This window comes from Soonwooa sp. T0.1_25 (assembly GCF_057652215.1).
In genome coordinates, this window is sequence record NZ_JBYFBZ010000001.1 from 459,134 (window position 1) to 478,889 (window position 19,756).

Genomic DNA, 19,756 nt, shown 5'->3' on the forward strand with positions numbered 1-19,756 from the left:
TATGCGACCAAAAGTTTCGGTAATTGTTCCCGTTTATAATGTTGAAATTTACCTTGAAAAATGTCTTAATTCGTTAATTAGTCAACAACTTTCCGCCATTGAAGTTATTATTGTTAATGACGGTAGCAAAGATAATTCGCAACAGATTATCGATGATTTTACAAATCGTTTTCCTGAAAAAATTAGAGCTTTTACAAAAGAAAATGGAGGCCTTAGTGAAGCCCGAAATTTTGGATTAAAACATTGCACTGGCGAATATATTGGGTTTGTGGATAGTGACGATTATGTGGCGGAAGATATGTTTGCAGAAATGTATGATTTGGCGCAAAAACACAATGCTGAAATGGTCATTTGTAATTTGCAAAAAGTTGATCAATACGGACATGTGACGCAAAAGTTGACGCAAATCCCAAATATGCCAGAGAAAATTGATTTGAGCGAGCATTTTTCTGTGTTTTCGGATTTGAGTTATTTTGCTTGTAATAAAATTTTTAGAGCTGATTTGTTTTCGAATAAAAATTTTAAAAAAGGAATTCATTTCGAGGATATACAGTTAATTCCACAGCTTTTGTTGAATTCCAAAACAATTGCACAAACTCAGAATTTCCTTTATCAATATCTCGAACGCACCGATTCGATAACCAAAACACATACTTTGAAAGGCCTTGATATTCTTAACGCTGTTAAAGATGTTGAAGTTGCTTTTAAAAATTCTAGTTTTTCTAACCGAACAATTGAGCTTAAGAATTTCCAGATTCTAGAAGGTGTTTATTCTTTTTTGGCTTATTTGGCTTTTGTGAAAGACAAGTCGACTTATCTGCAAATGCGAAATGCACTTTCAACTTTTATAAAGGAACGTCAAATATCACGAAATGATGTTTTTGCTTACAAAAGATTTGGAGAAAATTACTTTTCTAGCTTGCCAATAACGAAGCGATTTTATTATTTAATTCAATTTTTTGTACCCGTAAGTTTGCATACAACAATTATTTCGAAATTATCTAAATAGTGCTGTTGTTTTACAAAAATAACATTTAGTTCAATATTTTGAAATGTTTTAATGTTTAATGATAATATTTGAGAGTAATGGTTGAAATGTTTTTAAAACTAATCTGAAGTTATTTGCTATTTATTAGTATTTTTGCGCTGAGAAGCATTCCTTAGAGAGTTTTTCACCCACAACGCGATGAAAAAAAATTACGAATTCTGCCCATGGACAACTTAGGTTTTGTGCAAAATATGAGTTTTGAATCCGTCTTTATTTTGAAGATGGTTTTAGGATTTTCAATATCATTTTTGTTGACCTATTTTTTGGTTCCAGCAATTATTAAAATCTCTAGGAGAAAAAATTTGATGGATGAGCCAACAATGCGGTCGTCTCATCAAAGAAAAATCCCCAACCTTGGAGGAATTGCGATATTTTTTGCACTCGGTGTTTGTGCTCCAATTTTTGCCTACGAATTGTTTGACCAATACAAATTTTTGTTCGCTTCATTAGTTATTTTATTTTATATTGGTGTTACTGATGATATTGTCGTGATGCGTGCTTATAAAAAATTATTAGCTCAGATTGTTGTATCTGTGCTAGTTGTCGTTGGTTCCGATGTGAGGATACGGAGTTTTTTTGGGTTGTTTGGTATTGACGAACTTAACTATTATTTCAGTGTATTCTTCAGTATATTAACATTTATTATACTGATAAATGCTTTCAATCTGATTGATGGAATTGATGGACTAGCAGGAAGTTATAGTGTGTTGTCTAGTGGTTTGTTTGCGGTTAGTTTTTATCGTCTTGGCGAATATAACTTTCCTTTGGTAGTATTCTGTATCATTATAATTGGATCTGTTCTAGGTTTTTTACGTTTTAATCTCTCTAGTCAACGGAATCAGAAAATTTTTATGGGAGATACAGGTTCCATGATTTTAGGGTTTTTATTGGCTTTTACCGCAATTAATTTCATTGATATTTTTATAGATAAGGGCGATTATTTTAAGCCTCATTATCATTTGGTAAGCGCGCCTGTAATCGCATTGTCTGTATTGATATTACCAGTTGCAGATACCTTTTCTGTGATTTTAATAAGATTAATAAAAAGGCAGTCGTTATTTAAGCCTGATAAGAATCACCTTCATCACAGAGTGGTAGATTTAGGATTGAGTCATAAACAAGCAACATTCAGCATTTGTATTGTTTATTTAATAGTGATTGGAATTGTCTACCTATTAAGGCACCAAGATTTAAATTTACTTTTTGCTTTGGTATTTATAATTGGATTGATGTGTTCTTTTTTACCTTTTATATTAAAAAAAATGTTAAAATAAATATTTAATTTTGTGAATGTTTTAAATAATGAAAAAAATATTTTTATATCTGCTCTTACCCGTCTTGTTGTTATCTTCTTGTGTTTCGAGAAAGGATATTACGTATTTGCAGCCTAATCCTAGTTTAGTATTAAATGAGGAAGGTTTGGTTCCTTATAACATACAAGAGTATCGTATAACAAAGAATGATATTTTGGCACTGAATATTGTAACAACACCTAAAGGTGATGCAGCGCAATTTTATTCAGGTTTCAATACTAGCTCAAGTGGGGGCGAATCTGGTAGCGGAAGTGTAAATCAAAATCCAACTACTACAATTAGTGCTTCAGGAGGAGCATCCGGTCAAACGGTTGGTAATACTAGGTTTTACTTCAATGGGTTGAAAGTTGATTCCAAAGGTGATATTTATGTTTTTGGAATTGGATTTGTGAAAGCAGAGGGTAGAACTTTAGAAGATATTGGGCAAGAGATACAAATTAAAGTAAATGAAAACTTTCTTGAAGGCAAATCAGAAGTTAGATTAAATATCGACGGGATTAACTATTTTATCCTTGGTGATATGGAAGGAGTTGGTCTGACTGGTGCAAAAAAAGCACATGTGCAGCAGCTTAATATTTTGGAAGCTATTTCAACTAATGATGGTCTTAATAGAACTGTCGATAGAAAAAATATTGTACTTGTTAGGAAATATCCTGAGGGAATGAAGCGCGTTCGACTTGATCTTACTCGGGAAGATGTAATGAATTCTCCTTATTTTTGGTTGCAAAATGGCGACATGATATTGTTAAGTACTAATAAAAAAAGTATGTATGGTTTTGGAAAAGAACCATTGCAGAGTTTGTCGACAGGTGTTACTTTGTTAACGACCGTATTGTCTATTTATTTGATTTTTACCAAATTATAATATGATTCCTGAAAAGAATAAAACATACGACAATCCAGCGGAAGAGGACGTTAAATCAAAGTCTTTTAATCTGTTTGATCCAATAAATTTTCTTAATAGATTATTGAGAAATTGGTATTGGTTTGTGATTTTAGGTATGTTAGGTTATGCGATTTCATATTTTTATAGTAAATATTATGCACAAAGAGTATACGCTTCTAATCTGACTTTAAGTATTTCCAATAATACAGCAAGTTACTTTACACCCAATCAATCAATTAATTTCATTTGGGGACAAAATGGCAATCAAGATGGTATTTATATTAAGAAAATATTAATGTCCCGAAGTCTTAATGAGTATTTGGTTAATAAACTAGACCTTTATACTACCTACACTACTAAAGGGGTTATTAAGCAAACCTATCTAGATCAAGATGACTCACCTGTTATTCTTAGAATTGATAAGACGCATCTTCAACAGACTAATTATCCCATCACAATTATCCCTAAAGGACATGATAAATATGAGATTGTTTTACCAGAAGAAGGACATGCGATAACTCTTTATAACTATACGACAGAGGCGGTTGAAAGAGTTGGGAGTTATAAACGTCCCGCTAATAAAATTATCGGCATAGATGAATGGTACACATCTCCAAACTTAAGATTTAAGCTGGAAAAAAATCCTAATCCACCACTTATTAATTATGAAAATATTAATGTTACTCTTAAATCTGTAAGCGAATCAGTTGGAAACATTGTATCTACATTATCCGTAAGTTTTGACCCAGAACTACCAAGTATAATGATTATTAGCAAGAGCGGGTATAATCTAAATGGTACAGTACGGTTTTTAAATATAGCTATTGAAGAGCTTATTAAAAAAAGATTGGAAGATACGAACACGGTTGACAAAAATACTTTAGATTATTTAGCAGAAAATATTTTAAAAGTTAGGAAAAAATTAGATTCGAGTGCGGCCAATCTTAATCAAATTAAGGTAGATAATAAGCTGTACGATATGACAAATCTTGACTCCAAGACATTCGCAGAACTTAAAAATTTAGAAAGTAAGAGAGCAGAGCTACTTGCTAAAATGAAAAATTTAGATCAAGTGCGTAATGTTGTGAATTCTAATAATATTGAAAAAATTATTAACATTAGTTCTGCTGGTATTGAGGACGGTGTGTTTTCAGCTTCCGTTTCTGAGCTCAAAGCCTTATATGCAAAGCGAAGAGAGATGGCGACAATCTATACGCCTAATTCTGAACCAATGCGAGAAATTAATAGATTAATAAATGAAGCAAGACTTAACTCTACTAATGGTCTACGTCAATATTATTCAACTTTTGATCAGGAGTTGAGTAATCTTAATTCTCAGGTTCAAAAAATTGATTCTGAGCTTTATTCATTACCAGAGAAGCAGAGATTGTTTCTTGACTCAGAAAGGGGATATAATATTATTGAAGCTACCTATAATACATTGTTAAGTGAGCAGGCAAAAGCTCAAATGAGAATTGTCTCTAATAAAAGTAATTTAACAATTATTGATAAGGCCAAAAATCTAGGACAAGGTCCAATAGCTCCAGATATTAAAATGACCCAAAACGGAATTATTGGAGGCTTGTTGCTTATTCCATTGCTTCTAATAGCGGTATCTGAAGTGTTGGATAATCGAGTGAGAAATATTAAAGAAATCGTGTCTGTGATCAAAATACCTCTTCTGGGGGTTATCGGAAAAAATACTGAAGATAGTAGTCTTAGTGTTTTGGATAGACCAAAATCTTCGATTGCTGAGTCTTTTCGTGGCATCAGATCAAATCTAAAGTTTTTACTTGATGATACAAAAGAGAGTAAAATTATACTTATAACCTCATCAATAAGTGGAGAAGGGAAGACCTATAATTCTATGAATTTGGCTACTGTGTTAGCAATTAGTGGAAAGAAAACTGTTTTAGTAGGAATGGATCTCCGTAAACCTAAAATTTTTGGTGATTTTAAATTTACTAATAAAAACGGGGTTTCTAATTATTTAACAGGCGAGGTGACTCTTGAGCAAATTGTAAATAGTACCCAGATTCCAAGTTTGGATGTAATAACATCGGGACCTATTCCTCCTAATCCTTCAGAATTGTTACTAGGGCGAAGAAACGAAGTTCTTCTAAACGAGTTAAAAAAACAATATGAATACATTGTTATTGACTCGCCACCAATTGGACTAGTTGCAGATTCGTTCGAGTTGATCAAATTTGCGGATGCTACGATATATATAGTTAGACATGAATATACCGAAAAGTATATGTTAAATATGATTAAAGATAAAGTAGCTAAACAAGAGGTTTCTAATATTGGACTTATATATAACGATTATGAAATTAAACAAGGCTATGGTTACGGCTACGGCTATGGTTACGGCTATGGTTATGGGTATTTTGAAGATGATGTCAACTATAAAGAGCCTCTAATTATTAAGGTAAGAAACCAAATAAGAAAAATTTTCAGAAGGGATTAGTCTTATTAGGTTAATGCTCTAGATTAATATTATTTTGTTCTGCTAATAATAATATTTCATTTTTTCGTTATTTAATTAACTTATTTTAATGTAGTTCAATTATTTTTAACGAAACTTTAAGAGGTTTCTTAACCTAAAAATGTGTTATATTTGCAGCAATTTTTAGGGAGAATTTATCCCAAAAGAATATGAGAGTTAGAATTGTTTGTAGTTTTTTTATAATACTTGTTAGTCTTCTAAGTCATACTAATATGAGTGCTCAGCGTCATGAAGTTGGTGTACAAATAGGCACAAGTAGTTTGGTAGGTGATATAGGTCGAACCAATTTTATTTTGCAAAAACCAATTTTGGGCAAAACGCTTGATTTAGGGATACCTGTGTATGTAGGTGCTATTTATAGACTTAATGTCAATCCTCAACAGTCTCTTAGGATTAGCGCAGGTTATAGTAATGTACAGTTTAGTGATCTTTATGCAAAGGAGAATTATAGAAGAATAAGAAAACTATATGGTTCAAATTCTATTTATCATGCGGACCTAACTTTTGAATATTATTTTTTTGATATTAATGAAGAATATAAAAGCAAGCTTAGCCCTTACATTTTTGCGGGTGTTGGAGGGATGTATCATAATATTGTAAAGTTTCAAGATGTTGTTGACGGAAAACCTGTTTATAACTCAGCGAAAAAATTCACTATGGATCTTCCCTTTGGAGCTGGTTTAAAGTACAAATTTAATTATAATTGGGCTATCTCTGGTGAGTTAACCTTTAGACAAAGTTTCTCTGATGAGATCGATTATAGTGTTGTAGAAAATGCACCAGAAGATGTCAAAGCTGTTAGGAATATAGGAAATCCAAACTCTAACGATTGGGTTAACTCTGCAACAATCATTTTATCATATTCATTTGGACGACCGCCTTGTTATTGTAAATAATCACATGTCAGATTTAAAAGAAAAAATAGATAAGGCGAATTTGCCACAACATGTTGCTATCATTATGGATGGCAATGGTCGTTGGGCAAAAACAAGAGGTGAACAAAGAACTTTTGGACATCGTAATGCTATCGAGGCTGTTCGTAATGCGATTAACGCGTGTAACGAAATCAATATTCCTTATCTTACATTATATACTTTTTCAACAGAAAATTGGAAGCGTCCAACAGACGAGGTTGATACATTGATGTCTTTGTTGTCAGAATCTTTGCTTAACGAAGCCGAAGAAATCTACACAAAAGGACTTAGACTTCATTTTATTGGAGACATTGCAAAGCTTCCTGATCTTGTGAGAGAGCAGTTGCTTAACCTTGTAGATCTTACAAAAGACAACAAAGGAGGAAATCTTATATTGGCACTCAATTACGGAGCGCAACATGAGATTTTGAAAGCGGTTAAAGAAATAGCTTCTGATGTTAAAGATGGTAAAGTAGCCATTAATGACATAGATGATAAACTATTTGAAAATCATCTTTATACAAAAGATTTTCCGCCAGTAGATCTTATGATCCGCACTAGTGGAGAGATTCGTATTAGTAATTTTATGCTATGGCAAATAGCTTATGCTGAGCTACAATTTTTGGATGTATTGTGGCCAGATTTTAGTAAAGACATATTTTTCCAATGTATATTGGATTATCAAAATAAAGAAAGACGTTACGGGATGACTAGTGAGCAAGTCAAGTAACAATTTGGGATTTAGCGATTGAAGAACTCAGGAAGAGAAATGAAAAAAATTATTTTACCTATAATATTTTTTGCAACCACTTTTAGCGTGGTTAATGCACAAATTAACCCGCAAACTGGTAGCCAAACTGCAGAATTACAGCAAGATACAAACACTAGCGAATATTATCTTAAGGATATCGTTGTAGACGGTGTTAAAAAATATTCTTCGGCACAGATCCTTAGAATGGCAGGCTTTGTAAAAGGCGAAAAAATAGAAATACCAGGTCAGCGTATAAGCTCTGCAATTAAAAAATTATGGGACTCACAATCTTTTTCTAAAGTTGAAGTTCTTGTAGAAAATGTTGAAGGCGATCAAGCGGTTCTTAAGTTTTCATTACAAGATCTTAAAGAACTTGGTGAAGTTAAATTCACAGGAAAAGGTATCGGTAAGTCTAAGAATGAAAAATTCATAAAAGACAATAACCTAAAGCCAGGAACTAAAATTAATAACAATTTAGTTTCAAGTTTACAAAACAAGATTCCTCAAGAATATATAAAAAAAGGTTTTGCAGACGCTAATATCAAAATCAGTGATAAGCCAAGTGCTACCGATCCTAACATGGTAGATTGGACTATTGAAGTTGATAAAGGTAAAAAGGTGAAGATTGATGAAATCGTTTTTAAAGGAAACCAAAATGTATCTTCTAGTAAATTAAGAAAAAAAGGTTTCAAAGATACCAAGCAAAAACGCTTTTTAATCGGACTTATTAAGCCTTCAAAATTTATTGAAGAAAAATATGAGGAAGACAAAAAACATCTTATTAGCTATTACAACTCGTTAGGTTTTAGAGATGCGGCAATTGTTTCGGATAGCGTAACACGTGACCAGAAAGGATTCCACATAAATGTTGACCTTAGCGAAGGGAAAAAATATTATATCGGTGATATTAACTTCATCGGTAACACAACCTTTACCACAGAGTTTTTACAAAAGATTTTAGGTTATAAAACTGGAGATATTTACGATGCGGTAGGATTTAACAAGAAAGTTGGTGAAGATGGCGGTAAAGAGGATGACTCTGACCTTAAGTCAATCTACATGAACAATGGTTTCTTGTTCTCAACGGTAACACCAATCGAGAAAGCCGTTAAAGGTGATTCTATCGATTTAGAAATCCGTATCAACGAAGGCGAAAAAGCAACTTGGAACCGTGTAACTTGGTCTGGTAATACAACAACGCATGACCACGTTATCCTTAGATCTTTACAAACGAGACCAGGTGCTTTGTTTGCAAAATCCGATATCAAAAGAACTTATTTCGAGTTGGCAGGTATGCAGTTTTTCGATCCTCAACAAATCGGGACAGATGTAAAACCAAATCCTCAAGATAACACGGTTAACATGCATTGGACATTGGTGGAGAAAGGATCTTCGCAAGTGCAGTTACAAGCTGGTTATGGTGGTAACTCTTTTATCGGTACTTTGGGATTAACGTTTAATAACTTTTCACTTAGAAACTTCTTGAAGTTTAAAGATTTTAAACCAGTTCCTCAAGGTGATGGTCAGGTTTTATCTTTACAAGCACAAGCAGGTCAGTACTTTACCAACTACTCAATCTCTTTTGTTGAGCCTTGGTTATATGGTACACGTCCAACCGCTTTGAGTGTTGGTTTCAACTACTCTCGCGTTAATTATGATTATTATACTGGTGAAAATCAAAAATTGAATATTTTCTCTGCTAACGTAGGTCTAACGAAAAGATTGAGATGGCCGGATGACTATTTCTCATTCTACACAGGGCTACAATTCCAGAGTTATAACTTCCAGAATTATCCTTTCCAATTTGGTGACAAACAAGAGATGAATGGTTCTACGAAGTCATTAACGATGAATCTAGGACTTTCTCGTAACTCTGCGGGTCTAGATCCAGTATTCCCAACTTATGGATCTAACTTAGATTTGTCTGTTAAATTCACGCCACCTTATTCGTTATTTGAAAAGAAGGACTATGCCAATATGTCTGCCTTGGATAAATATAAGTGGATGGAATTCTTTAAAGTTAAATTTAAAGCAGATTTCTATAACGAAGTTGTTGGTAAACTTGTTCTTAGAACAACTGCTGAGATGGGTTACCTTAGTGGCTATAATAAAGATTTGGGAGCACCACCTTTTGAGAGATTCTATGTCGGAGGTGTAGGGCTTTTCAATGGTAGATTCGATGGTAGAGAGATTGTGCCGTTAAGAGGTTATGAAAACGCTTCATCTACAGGTTTTACAAGTTCGACACCTTATGATATTACACCTTACGGTGGAGCAACTATTTACAATAGATTTGCGATGGAGTTAAGATATCCGATCTCAATGAACCAAACTGCCAAAATCTTCGCATTAACATTTGCAGAAGGTGGTAACGCTTGGAACTCTTGGGGAAGTTATAACCCTTTCCAATTAAAAAGATCCGTAGGTATTGGTATTAGAGTATCGATGTCTGCATTTGGATTAATCGGATTTGACTTTGCGTATGGATTCGACAAAGGTATTGGACAAACAGAACCTTCAGGATGGCAGACTCACTTCCTAATGAACCAACCATTATAATTTTTATACATTTGTAATATGAAGAAATTATTTTTAGCTTTTGCAGTATGTGTTTTTTCTAGCACAGCTTTCGCACAAAAAATAGGTGTTGTAGACACTAATTATATATTGAGCAAATTACCACAATATAAAGAAGCCGAAACTAGACTTAATACACAAGTTACGCAATGGCAAGGTGATTTACAAAGATTACAAAATGAATATGAAACCAAAAAAGCTGCTTTCGAAAGCGAAAAGGTTTTATTAGTTGGTGATCAATTAAAATTGAGAGAAAAAGAAATCTCAGATTTAGAAAATAATATTCGTAATTCTATCAACGGACGTTTTGGTACAGGTGGCGAGATCGATCAATTACGCGCAAGTCTTGTTAAACCTTACCAAGATCAAATCTGGAATAGCATCGAAACAATGTCTAAGAAAAATAGCTTGGGCATAGTCTTTGATAAAAGCAATAACACAAGTGTATTGTTTTTAGACAAAAAGTTTGATTATACAGATGCTGTGTTGGATTTATTGGTGAAAACACTTCCAAAATCTAATACGGATACAAAAAACAATAGCAAAGTTGGAGCGCCAGTTCTTAATAACGATCGTGGAACTAGAAGTAGAACAGCACCAACTAAAACCAACAATCCAAAAGCATCTCAACAGTTAAAGATTGAGAGTTTGCAAATGGAAGTTGCTAAGTAACAATTAAAATTATATAAATTCTATTATGAAAAAACTAAGTGTATTATTTGCAGCAGTTATGATGTTTGTTGCAGTAGGCGTTGCAAAGGCTCAAAAAATAGCTTCATTAGATGTTGCTTCTGTACTTAGCGTTATGCCAGAGAAAATTAAGTTAGATCAACAAATGAAAACTTTGTCTGATACTAAAAAAGCAGAATTAGAAAAGAAAAGAACTGCAGCTCAACAAACATTTGAAAAATACCAAAAAGAAGCTTCTACTCAAACTCAACAAGTCAATGAGCAAAGAAGCGCTGAGATGGAAAAACTTCAATCTAACCTTCAACAAGAAGCTATGGCTGGTGAGAAAGATATCAGAGAAAAATATGATGCTGGTCTTGCTCCCATCGAAGCTAAAATTAAAGATGCTATCTCTAAAGTAGCTAAAGCTAAAGGATACGATTTCATCGTTGACGACACAGTTTTCGTATACAAAGGAGGTCCAGATGCAACTCAAGATGTTAAAAATCAATTAGGTATTAAATAATTCGTTTTAATTAACAAATATTAACCACTCTTTATGGAGTGGTTTTTTTATTTTTGCCCTATGGAAAAAGAATTCAAGAGTTTAGCCAAAATACGTTTCGGAGATTGCGATCCAATCGGGCATCTTAACAATATCAACTATTTGGTATATATGCTTAATGCGAGAGAAGATCATGTTGAACAACATTTTGGATTCACTTACGAAGAATACGCTACCAAAACTGGTTTTACATGGGTAAGTATTCAGAATGAGATAGCCTATTTCAAAGAAGTTAGATATAATAAAAAAGTTGTAATTTCCAGCAAGTTAATCGAGTTACAAGACCGCGTTTCGAAAGTCGAAATCTTAATGAAAAGTGAGGACGAAAAAACAATCCACGCAGTTCTTTGGATGACGGTTATTCATTTTAGTATGAAAGCCAGAACTAGCGTTCCACATCCGCAAGAAACTTTGGATTTGTTTGCGCCGACTATTGTTGATCTTCCCGAAAAAGAATTCAGTGAGCGTGCGAAAGTCTTAAGACAATTTAATAAAGCTAAAAATTAATACTATGAAAAGAATATTGGTAATCGGAGCTAATGGTCAATTGGGACATTGTTTACAAAAATTGGCACATCGTTATCATGATGTTTTCGATTTTAATTTTACAAGTTCTAGTGTTTTAGACATTACGAAACACGAAGATATTTCTCGTGAGTTTCAGGATTATCAGCCTGACTACTGCATCAACGCTTCAGCTTACACGGCTGTAGATTTGGCAGAAATTGAGGAAGACAAAGCCTTTGCAGTTAATGCTTATGCTGTTGCAGATTTGGCAGATGTTTGCGAAAGCCACGAATGTACATTAATCCACGTTTCGACAGATTACGTTTTTGAAGGTAACACCAACATCGATTATTCTGAAGACAATTTTACAAATCCACAAGGCGTTTATGGCGCAAGTAAAAGAAAGGGCGAGGAGTTGGCTTTAGATAACAACCCAAAAACAATTATTGTGAGAACGTCATGGTTATATTCGGAGTTTAACAAGAACTTTGTTAAAACCATGCTTAACTTGTTTGCAACAAAGGATGAACTAGGAATCGTGAATGACCAATACGGACAACCGACTAATGCAAACGATTTAGCGGACGCGATTATGGAAATTATTAAAAAAGATGCGAAGCATTTTGGGATTTTCCACTTTTCAAATTATCCTGAGACGACTTGGTTTAACTTTGCTGAAAAAATTAAAGAATATTCGGGTTCTAGTGTTAAGCTTAACCCAATTACGACAGAGCAATTTCCGACGCCTGCAAAACGTCCAATGCGTTCTACGATGAATCTTGACAAAATAGAGAAAACCTATGGTATCGAGCCTCGTCGTTGGGAACATAGTTTGGAAGAGTGTATAGAAGTTTTAAAAAGTTTAAAATAAAACTTGGTTTTTCAAGTTTAGAAATCAATAATGAATATTAAAAAAATAATTTCTTTCGGTTTTTTTTTGTTTGGTGTAATGACTTTTGCACAAAATGTAATCCTGAGCAACGTTGCAAAAACTCATGAGAACACCGATAAGTTTCTTTACAAAATAAATCCAGAAATAACCAAAGGCGACTATCTTGGAGAAATTTTAGTGAATGGTTTTTCTAACGATGATGTTGCTGTTTTCGATGCGATTTACAAAAAAGCAAAACAAATCGGAGCCAACACTTTTTCGTGGAGAAAACCTGATGGACTGGAGGACGAAGCTTTCAACTCCAACCATTATATGTTGAGTTTGTACTATGTTGCAGCCAACGATATCCCCAAAGAATTCAATACAATTTATTTGGTGGCGTCGTCTAATAAGGATCAAAAAATCAGTATTAATAAAGATAAGTTAGAGCTTAAAGAAAGACATTTTATCAAAAAAAGTTTTAATGCTGGCGAAGAAATTACTGTCTCGACTCGACAGTTTTTGGGAAGTGGAATAAAAGTTACAGGCAAGGAAGAACATTCAGCGCAATACTTCCAAATCTCGAATTTTAAAGTGAAAGAAAATAAAAGTATCTACGGCGGAATTAATATTAAAACCAGCGATATTATTGGATTAGAACGTTCTTACGGTGATTTTTTAACCACGATCTATACAGAACAGAAATAAAACAAAAAACATCTCAACTGAGATGTTTTTTTATTATGTTACCAAATGGATTTCAGTTTCCAAAGTTTTATTAAATAAGGGACTAAAACCAAAATTTCTAATCGTATATTAATGTCAATATTGTCCCAAGTCGAATGCTGAATAAACATGGCAAAAAGACAAAATGCAATTCCAAAAATAGCATCGACAATTCCTAAATTAATCGCCCAATCTTTCTCAAACCAAAGCCCAAAAGCGACCAAAGCTTTAAATAGGAAAATAATTAAAATTGCAATACCATCAAAAGTCCAAACTTGGTTGGTCGTGATGCCATAAATCGACAAATCTATTTTTGAACTGAAAATCCCAAAAATCGGAATACATAATGCGACAATCCCAGCAATTAGAAAAATCCACGTAAAGACTTTTATCCAAAAAGGAAGAAGTGTACGGCGTCTAAGGTTTTCGTTGTCAAAAGAATCAAAAATGTCGAGTTGTTCCATAGTTTTAATTATGGCTTCAAATTAAGAAAATAATTCCATAATAACCTTATTTCATTGAATTCAAAATCTGATGGCAAAACACTTTTCCAGTCGCTAAGTGTTTCTTGTGGATTTTCTTTAAATGCTTTTTCGAAACTTTCAATTTTTTCTTTTGGATAAATTCTTAAAAGATCTTTCTTATCCAGCACGCCTTGTTCAGCAAATTTGGCTAAATGGCCATAGACCGTCGATACAACCAAACCTCGTTCTTTAGCGATTTCGCCCAAGGTTTTTCCATCTTGAAACATTTGGAAACTTATAATATGCGTCGGGATTTTTTTGATCGTTGCTGAGATTTCAACATCATTTTTTTTGTCGAATAATTCAACGTTAAGAAGCTTCGCGTCTTTGATGTCTTTTAGATAGTCTTGTAAATCATCAATCCAAATTTTAAAATCTTCATTGTAAGCTTTTAGACCTTTGACGCCTTTTGTAGTTGCGTAAAAATCTTTTAATGGAACAAAAATTTTATCATTAACATTCGTGAAAAAGAAATTAACAGCGCCTTTTGCTTTTTCTTCAACTTGCTGCCAATCGCTTTCCTGATTGATAAATTTATAAGTTAATTGTTTTAAAATCTTTTCGAACTTAACAAAAATTTGCTGCAGATTATTGATTTCTGGTTTTAAAGTTAAATACAGGTTTTTCTTCTGCTCACGATCGAGATAACGGCTGTCTTTTCCGCTGTTGTACCAGATTTCTAAAGTCTGTGCAAACCAAGTGCAGTCCAATCTTCTGATAACTTTTTCGATGCTGTAATCGTATTTTTCAGCTTCCAAAATAGCTTCCATTTTATCATTCGCATTGGTCGTCGATTGGAATTCTGCAACGCGATGATCTTTAAAAATTACATCGGGCGTAATTCGAGATTTCAAAACAATACCTTCCAACGTTCGGCAACGTGACAAAGCAACGTAGACTTGACCAGAAGCAAAACTTTTTCCTGCATCGATAATCAATCGGTCAAATGTCAAACCCTGGCTTTTATGGATGGTAACCGCCCAAGCCAACCGAATCGGATATTGTTTGAAGCTTCCCAAAACTTCCTCTGTAATGTTTTTTTCAGCATCGAGTCCGTATCGTTTTTGTTCCCAAATTTCAGGTTTAATGATGAATTCTTCTTCGCTGCCTTCCATGACAACGCTTATTTCGTCACCGTTGATGTAGGTGATTTCGGCCAGTTTTCCGTTGTAGTAACGCTTGTCTGGTGACGTGTCATTTCGGATAAACATAATTTGCGAACCAACTTTTAGTTCCAAAGTTTCTTCATTCGGATATTGACTCTCTTTGAAATCGCCAACAATTTCGGCATCAAAATAATGTGAAGAATTGCTTAGTTCTTTTAATTTTCGTTGATTAATTTCATCCGCTTGTCTATTGTGCGAGCAAAGATAAACGTAAGCTTCTTCATCGGTATCAAAGTCTGGGTCGTAACGAGAATTTAATTCATTAAAATCAATATTTTCGACATCACCATTTCTGATTGCATTGAGTATTTCTAAGAACTTTTCATCCGTTTGTCGATAGACTTTTCGAAGTTCTATCGTAATAATTGGATAATCTTCTAAAGCTTTAGCATGGAAGAAAAACGGCGATTTGTAATATTGATTTAACAGATATTCGTCTCTAACAACAGGCGGCAACTGATAAAGGTCACCAATAAATAACATCTGTACACCTCCGAATTTTAAAGGATTTCTTCGGATATGTCGCAGCGCAAAATCCATCATGTCCAAAACGTCAGCACGCAACATCGACACTTCATCAATAATGATAACTTCGATCTCACGAAGGAGTTTTAGTTTATCTTTTCGGTATTTAAAGTGCGGCATAAGATCCGCAATATTATTCGCTATATTTTGGTCGATACGTTCCGTTGTTGGGATAAAAGTCCTCAAGGGTAACCCAAACATCGAATGTATGGTTACACCGCCAGCATTAATTGCAGCGATGCCAGTTGGCGCAATAATGATGTGTTTTTTCTGAGTTTTTTTAACAAAATTATTGAGGAAAGTGGTCTTACCAGTTCCTGCTTTTCCTGTCAAAAAAATACTACGATTGGTATGCTCAATCAAATCAAATAAAGCCTCGTTTTGTTCCATAAGTTTTTAGGATTATTTAATTCGATTAGGATTATGTTTAATAAAGCTATCCCAACCAGTATAAGATTTTTCGGTAGAAATACTTCCAGAATTAAAATGATGACAAACGGCAACCGCCAATCCATCGGACGCATCCAGATATTTGGTCGGGAATTCTTTTAAGTTTAAAAGTTTTTGCAACATTCCTGCAACTTGTTCTTTGCTGGCGTTACCGTTTCCAGTAATTGCCATTTTAACTTTTTTGGGAGAATATTCCACAATTGGGACATCGCGATACAGACTTGCTGCCATTGCAACACCTTGTGCGCGGCCAAGTTTTAACATACTTTGCACGTTTTTACCAAAGAAAGGTGCTTCCAAAGCGACTTCGTCAGGATGATATTCGTCTATCAACGAAAGAGTTCGGTCAAAGATGTGTTTTAGTTTTATTTCGTGAGTATCGTATTTTTTAAGAATTAATTCGTGGATTGCGAGAAGAGACATTTTGCCACTTTTAATAGTGATAAGTCCAAATCCCATCACGGCTGTTCCTGGGTCAATTCCTAAAATGATTTTTTCCGTTTGCATCCTTACAAAGTTACGTCAAGATTTTTTAAAAATTTGAATATTAAAAATTTTGCGTCAAATAAAATAGTACATTTAGAATCACAAAAAATTAACAAAATATCTATGAAAAAACTTTTACTTGCCTCAGCATTTTCATTTAGTTTTTGTGTTGCGCCAATCGCTATCTATGCGCAAAAAAACATGACAGAAGCTCCAGTTTTTGTTAGCAATACAGAAGGAATCAAAGAATATACTTTAAAAAATGGACTCAAAGTTCTTTTGGTTCCAGATGCTTCACAGAGTAACATGGTGGTTAACATCGTCTATAATGTTGGCTCGCGTCACGAAGGTTATGGTGAAAAAGGTATGGCGCATTTGCTAGAACACATGCTTTTTAAAAGTACCAAAAAATTAGGTGATATTAAAAAACAATTATCTGATAAAGGTGGCGCTGCTAATGGTACAACTTGGTACGACAGAACCAATTATTACGAAGTTTTCCCTTCGAGTGACGATAATCTTCGTTGGGCTTTGGAGATGGAAGCTGACAGAATGATAAATGCTACGATTTTGCAATCGGATCTTGATAAAGAGTTTTCTGTTGTTAGAAACGAATTCGAAATCGGTGAGAATAATCCTGGAAGAGTGCTGCAAGAAAGAATCGTGTCAACTGCATATTTATGGCACAATTACGGAAATTCGACAATTGGAAGCAAGGAAGATATCGAACGTGTAAAAGCGCCAACACTTAGAAAGTTTTATGAAAAATTCTATCAACCAGACAATGCAACCTTAATTGTTGCTGGTAAGTTTGATGAGAAAAAAGCACTAGATTATGTTTCTCAATATTTTGCGCCCATCCCCAAACCTTCACGAGTTATCGACTTGACTTACACGGTTGAACCTGCACAAGATGGCGAACGTTTTGTAGAATTGAAGCGTTCCGGTGACAGCAAAGTTATTGGTGCTCTTTATCACACTGCGCCATTTGCTGACAAAGATTATGCAGCTTTGGATGCGCTAAGCGAAATTTTGACTTCAGATCCATCAGGATATTTGTACAAAGCTTTTATCGATACGCACAAAGCGGCTTCTGTATACGCGTGGCAGCCAACAGTTCGTGATGCTAGTTATGTGTATTTCGGGTTAGAAGTTCCGAATGATAAAGATGTTAAAGCAACGCAGGAAGATTTTAGAAAAGAATTAGATAAAGTTTCAACAATTAAATTTACAGATGATGATGTTAAGCGTGCAAAAGCGAAACTTCTGAAACAGTTGGAAAATACCAAAAATAACACGATTAATTATGCTATTAATTTAACGGAAATTATTGGTGCTGGTAACTACAAACTTGAAATGCTTTATCGTGACAATATCGAAAAGTTAACGAAAGCGGATATTCAACGTGTTGCCGAAAAATACTTTAAAAGTAACAACCGAACAGTTGGAGCCTTTATCCCAACTAAAGATGAAGTTCGAGTTAAAAATATAGAGTTTTCGGATGCGCAGATTGCAACTTTGACTAAAGATTATAAAGGTCGTGCTATCGAGAAAGAAGCAGCACCTTTTGAAGTATCTATCAAAAATTTAAAAGCAAATCTTACAGAGTCTAAGTTGAGCAACGGGATGAAGTATGCTTTGATTAAAAAAGAAATAAAAGGTGGGAAAGTGGTTGCCAATTTCCGTTTTCCAATCGGGAATGCTAAAGATTTAACAGGAAAATCTGATGTGGCTTCTTTAATGGCTGAAGTTCTTAAAACTGGGACTAAATCTCATACCAAAGAGCAAATACAAGATATGTTGGACGAGTGGAAAACTAATCTTTATTTCGGATTTGGAGGTCAAAATTTAGTTGTAAATGTCAGCACTTACAAAGAAAATTTGCCAAAAGTGATGAACTTGGTTAAAGAGATTTTAACTGAATCAACCTTCCCAGAAGCTGAATTGGTAAAAACGGTTAACGAATATAATACGTATCTAGAAGGCTCGCTTAACGATCCGCAAGCTATTGCATTTAATGAAATCGAGCGTGTTGCTTCGCCTTATTCTAAAGAAAGTATCTATTACACGCCATCTATTAAAGAGCAAATTGAAAATAACAAGAAAATAACACGTCAACAATTGGTAGATTTCTACAATTCGATGCTTGGTAGTAATAATGGCGTTGGCTCTGTTGTTGGAGATTTGGATGCAAAAACGACTGGGGTATTGCTAGAAAATACTTTTGCCAAATGGAATTCTAAATCGAAATATGAATACATAAAACCTGAATTATTTTCAACTAAAAAATTAGATAAAGAAATCATTACGCCCGATAAAGAGAATGGTGCAGCAGTTGGACGTATCAACTTTACAATGGATCGTAATAGCCCAGATTATCCAGCGATGGTGATGGCTAACGAGATTCTTGGTAGTGGAGGCTTCTTGTCTGCGCGTATCCCAATGCGTCTTCGTGAGAAAGAAGGTATCAGTTATGGTGCGGGTTCTTTTATGAACGTCCCAGCTAACAACGAGGTGGCATCTTGGTCTTGGTATGCCTTCTACAATCCGACTAAAAAAGAGGCTGTTAACAAGGCTTTGAAAGAAGAAATTGCAACAGCTCTTAAAGGAGGTTTCACGCAAGAAGAGATGAAATCTAATCTCACATCTTGGCTTAACTCTCGTAAAACAGGTTTGGGCAATGACGGAACTTTGATGAATTTAGTGAACATACAATTGCAATTTGGTGTGCCATTAGACGATTATGACAAGTTGGAAGCACAAGTTTCTGCACTCAAATTAGATCAAGTTAATGCTGTTCTTAGAAAATACATTTCTGAAGATAAATTGACGTCAATCTTTGTTGGAGATTTTAACAAGAAATAGTTTTAAACCAAATAATATTTAAACAAAGTCCGAGTTATTTACTTGGACTTTTTTATTGATTTTTTTATGATTAAATGTTGCATGTTTTGAATGACAATTTCAATCAAATTTCAAATCCAAAGTATCAAAATATTTTTGAGGAATATTAAATTTTTTATTTTCAAAATCCACTTCAAATTTGAAAGTCTGTTGCTGTGAATATGACTGTATCGAAATCCAGTTTTTACCGTCAGCGTAATGGAATTCGCAACGTCCTACTATGCTAAAGTATCTTCGTTTGTCTTTGCTTAACCAGATTTTGGTTCGGTTTTGTAAACTTTCAGAAGCCCAATCAGGATTGGCAACATCTGCTCTATAAACCATTTCTGGCGTAGGTACATATTCAAAATCTTTACTGATAATTT

The 19,756-nt window shown here is 34.2% G+C and carries 17 protein-coding genes; 13 read left to right on the forward strand and 4 right to left on the reverse strand.

Annotated elements, in window-relative coordinates:
* Window position 1 precedes the first annotated feature (1 nt).
* The 12 genes from AC23MB_RS02160 (at window position 2) to AC23MB_RS02215 (ending at window position 13,318) form a co-directional block, all read left to right on the forward strand.
* On the forward strand, window positions 2-1,009 hold the full coding sequence (locus AC23MB_RS02160; RefSeq protein WP_487786422.1) for a glycosyltransferase: 1,008 nt from the start codon (window positions 2-4) through the stop codon (window positions 1,007-1,009).
* A 203-nt stretch (window positions 1,010-1,212) separates the two neighbouring features.
* A complete protein-coding gene (locus AC23MB_RS02165) occupies window positions 1,213-2,322 on the forward strand; it encodes a glycosyltransferase family 4 protein (RefSeq protein ID WP_487786423.1) in 1,110 nt (369 codons plus the stop codon).
* A gap of 28 nt (window positions 2,323-2,350) precedes the next feature.
* Complete coding sequence (locus AC23MB_RS02170; RefSeq protein WP_374328923.1) at window positions 2,351-3,226, forward strand: polysaccharide biosynthesis/export family protein; 876 nt, start codon at window positions 2,351-2,353, stop codon at window positions 3,224-3,226.
* A gap of 1 nt (window position 3,227) precedes the next feature.
* Complete coding sequence (locus AC23MB_RS02175) at window positions 3,228-5,717, forward strand: polysaccharide biosynthesis tyrosine autokinase (RefSeq protein ID WP_313026878.1); 2,490 nt, start codon at window positions 3,228-3,230, stop codon at window positions 5,715-5,717.
* A gap of 251 nt (window positions 5,718-5,968) precedes the next feature.
* Window positions 5,969-6,652: a type IX secretion system protein PorG gene (gene porG / locus AC23MB_RS02180; protein WP_374330089.1), complete on the forward strand. Its 684-nt coding sequence runs from the start codon at window positions 5,969-5,971 to the stop codon at window positions 6,650-6,652.
* A 4-nt stretch (window positions 6,653-6,656) separates the two neighbouring features.
* The gene (gene uppS / locus AC23MB_RS02185; protein WP_312322007.1) at window positions 6,657-7,400 is read left to right on the forward strand and encodes an undecaprenyl pyrophosphate synthase; all 744 of its coding nucleotides are present in this window, start codon (window positions 6,657-6,659) and stop codon (window positions 7,398-7,400) included.
* Window positions 7,401-7,439: 39 nt separating this feature from the next.
* The gene (locus AC23MB_RS02190) at window positions 7,440-9,980 is read left to right on the forward strand and encodes a BamA/OMP85 family outer membrane protein (protein ID WP_313026870.1); all 2,541 of its coding nucleotides are present in this window, start codon (window positions 7,440-7,442) and stop codon (window positions 9,978-9,980) included.
* Between the two features lie 18 nt (window positions 9,981-9,998).
* Window positions 9,999-10,670 carry an OmpH/Skp family outer membrane protein gene (locus AC23MB_RS02195; protein WP_312322009.1) on the forward strand — a complete coding sequence of 224 codons (672 nt, stop codon included), beginning with the start codon at window positions 9,999-10,001 and terminating at the stop codon, window positions 10,668-10,670.
* Window positions 10,671-10,695: 25 nt separating this feature from the next.
* Window positions 10,696-11,193, forward strand: a complete 498-nt coding sequence (locus AC23MB_RS02200; RefSeq protein WP_312322010.1) for an OmpH/Skp family outer membrane protein — start codon at window positions 10,696-10,698, stop codon at window positions 11,191-11,193.
* Between the two features lie 60 nt (window positions 11,194-11,253).
* Entirely contained in the window at window positions 11,254-11,739 is a 486-nt protein-coding gene (locus AC23MB_RS02205) for an acyl-CoA thioesterase (protein WP_313026858.1), read from the forward strand.
* 4 nt (window positions 11,740-11,743) lie between these two features.
* The gene (gene rfbD / locus AC23MB_RS02210) at window positions 11,744-12,610 is read left to right on the forward strand and encodes a dTDP-4-dehydrorhamnose reductase (RefSeq protein WP_312322012.1); all 867 of its coding nucleotides are present in this window, start codon (window positions 11,744-11,746) and stop codon (window positions 12,608-12,610) included.
* Between the two features lie 30 nt (window positions 12,611-12,640).
* Window positions 12,641-13,318, forward strand: coding sequence for a hypothetical protein (locus tag AC23MB_RS02215; protein WP_487786424.1), 678 nt, complete (start codon window positions 12,641-12,643; stop codon window positions 13,316-13,318).
* Between the two features lie 38 nt (window positions 13,319-13,356).
* Here AC23MB_RS02215 and AC23MB_RS02220 read toward each other — a convergent pair whose 3' ends face one another.
* Genes AC23MB_RS02220 through ruvC form a run of 3 tightly spaced genes read right to left on the reverse strand, consistent with a single transcriptional unit; the run spans window position 13,357 to window position 16,508 of the window.
* Window positions 13,357-13,800, reverse strand: a complete 444-nt coding sequence (locus tag AC23MB_RS02220) for a hypothetical protein (protein WP_374330098.1) — start codon at window positions 13,798-13,800, stop codon at window positions 13,357-13,359.
* Window positions 13,801-13,808: 8 nt separating this feature from the next.
* Window positions 13,809-15,941, reverse strand: a complete 2,133-nt coding sequence (locus AC23MB_RS02225; RefSeq protein ID WP_487786425.1) for a helix-turn-helix domain-containing protein — start codon at window positions 15,939-15,941, stop codon at window positions 13,809-13,811.
* A gap of 12 nt (window positions 15,942-15,953) precedes the next feature.
* Entirely contained in the window at window positions 15,954-16,508 is a 555-nt protein-coding gene (ruvC, locus tag AC23MB_RS02230) for a crossover junction endodeoxyribonuclease RuvC (protein ID WP_312323618.1), read from the reverse strand.
* A 102-nt stretch (window positions 16,509-16,610) separates the two neighbouring features.
* Between ruvC and AC23MB_RS02235 the strand changes: the two genes are divergently transcribed.
* Complete coding sequence (locus AC23MB_RS02235) at window positions 16,611-19,352, forward strand: M16 family metallopeptidase (protein WP_487786426.1); 2,742 nt, start codon at window positions 16,611-16,613, stop codon at window positions 19,350-19,352.
* 99 nt (window positions 19,353-19,451) lie between these two features.
* Here the strand turns inward: AC23MB_RS02235 and AC23MB_RS02240 are convergent, their stop codons facing one another.
* Window positions 19,452-19,715: a hypothetical protein gene (locus tag AC23MB_RS02240; RefSeq protein WP_487786427.1), complete on the reverse strand. Its 264-nt coding sequence runs from the start codon at window positions 19,713-19,715 to the stop codon at window positions 19,452-19,454.
* Window positions 19,716-19,756 lie beyond the last annotated feature (41 nt).

Coding starts and splice junctions, on each gene's coding strand:
- AC23MB_RS02160 (WP_487786422.1), top strand. CDS start 2: ATGCGACCAAAAGTTTCGGTAATTGTTCCCGTTTATAATGTTGAAATT.
- AC23MB_RS02165 (WP_487786423.1), top strand. CDS start 1,213: ATGGACAACTTAGGTTTTGTGCAAAATATGAGTTTTGAATCCGTCTTT.
- AC23MB_RS02170 (WP_374328923.1), top strand. CDS start 2,351: ATGAAAAAAATATTTTTATATCTGCTCTTACCCGTCTTGTTGTTATCT.
- AC23MB_RS02175 (WP_313026878.1), top strand. CDS start 3,228: ATGATTCCTGAAAAGAATAAAACATACGACAATCCAGCGGAAGAGGAC.
- porG (WP_374330089.1), top strand. CDS start 5,969: ATGAGTGCTCAGCGTCATGAAGTTGGTGTACAAATAGGCACAAGTAGT.
- uppS (WP_312322007.1), top strand. CDS start 6,657: ATGTCAGATTTAAAAGAAAAAATAGATAAGGCGAATTTGCCACAACAT.
- AC23MB_RS02190 (WP_313026870.1), top strand. CDS start 7,440: ATGAAAAAAATTATTTTACCTATAATATTTTTTGCAACCACTTTTAGC.
- AC23MB_RS02195 (WP_312322009.1), top strand. CDS start 9,999: ATGAAGAAATTATTTTTAGCTTTTGCAGTATGTGTTTTTTCTAGCACA.
- AC23MB_RS02200 (WP_312322010.1), top strand. CDS start 10,696: ATGAAAAAACTAAGTGTATTATTTGCAGCAGTTATGATGTTTGTTGCA.
- AC23MB_RS02205 (WP_313026858.1), top strand. CDS start 11,254: ATGGAAAAAGAATTCAAGAGTTTAGCCAAAATACGTTTCGGAGATTGC.
- rfbD (WP_312322012.1), top strand. CDS start 11,744: ATGAAAAGAATATTGGTAATCGGAGCTAATGGTCAATTGGGACATTGT.
- AC23MB_RS02215 (WP_487786424.1), top strand. CDS start 12,641: ATGAATATTAAAAAAATAATTTCTTTCGGTTTTTTTTTGTTTGGTGTA.
- AC23MB_RS02220 (WP_374330098.1), bottom strand. CDS start 13,800: ATGGAACAACTCGACATTTTTGATTCTTTTGACAACGAAAACCTTAGA.
- AC23MB_RS02225 (WP_487786425.1), bottom strand. CDS start 15,941: ATGGAACAAAACGAGGCTTTATTTGATTTGATTGAGCATACCAATCGT.
- ruvC (WP_312323618.1), bottom strand. CDS start 16,508: ATGCAAACGGAAAAAATCATTTTAGGAATTGACCCAGGAACAGCCGTG.
- AC23MB_RS02235 (WP_487786426.1), top strand. CDS start 16,611: ATGAAAAAACTTTTACTTGCCTCAGCATTTTCATTTAGTTTTTGTGTT.
- AC23MB_RS02240 (WP_487786427.1), bottom strand. CDS start 19,715: ATGGTTTATAGAGCAGATGTTGCCAATCCTGATTGGGCTTCTGAAAGT.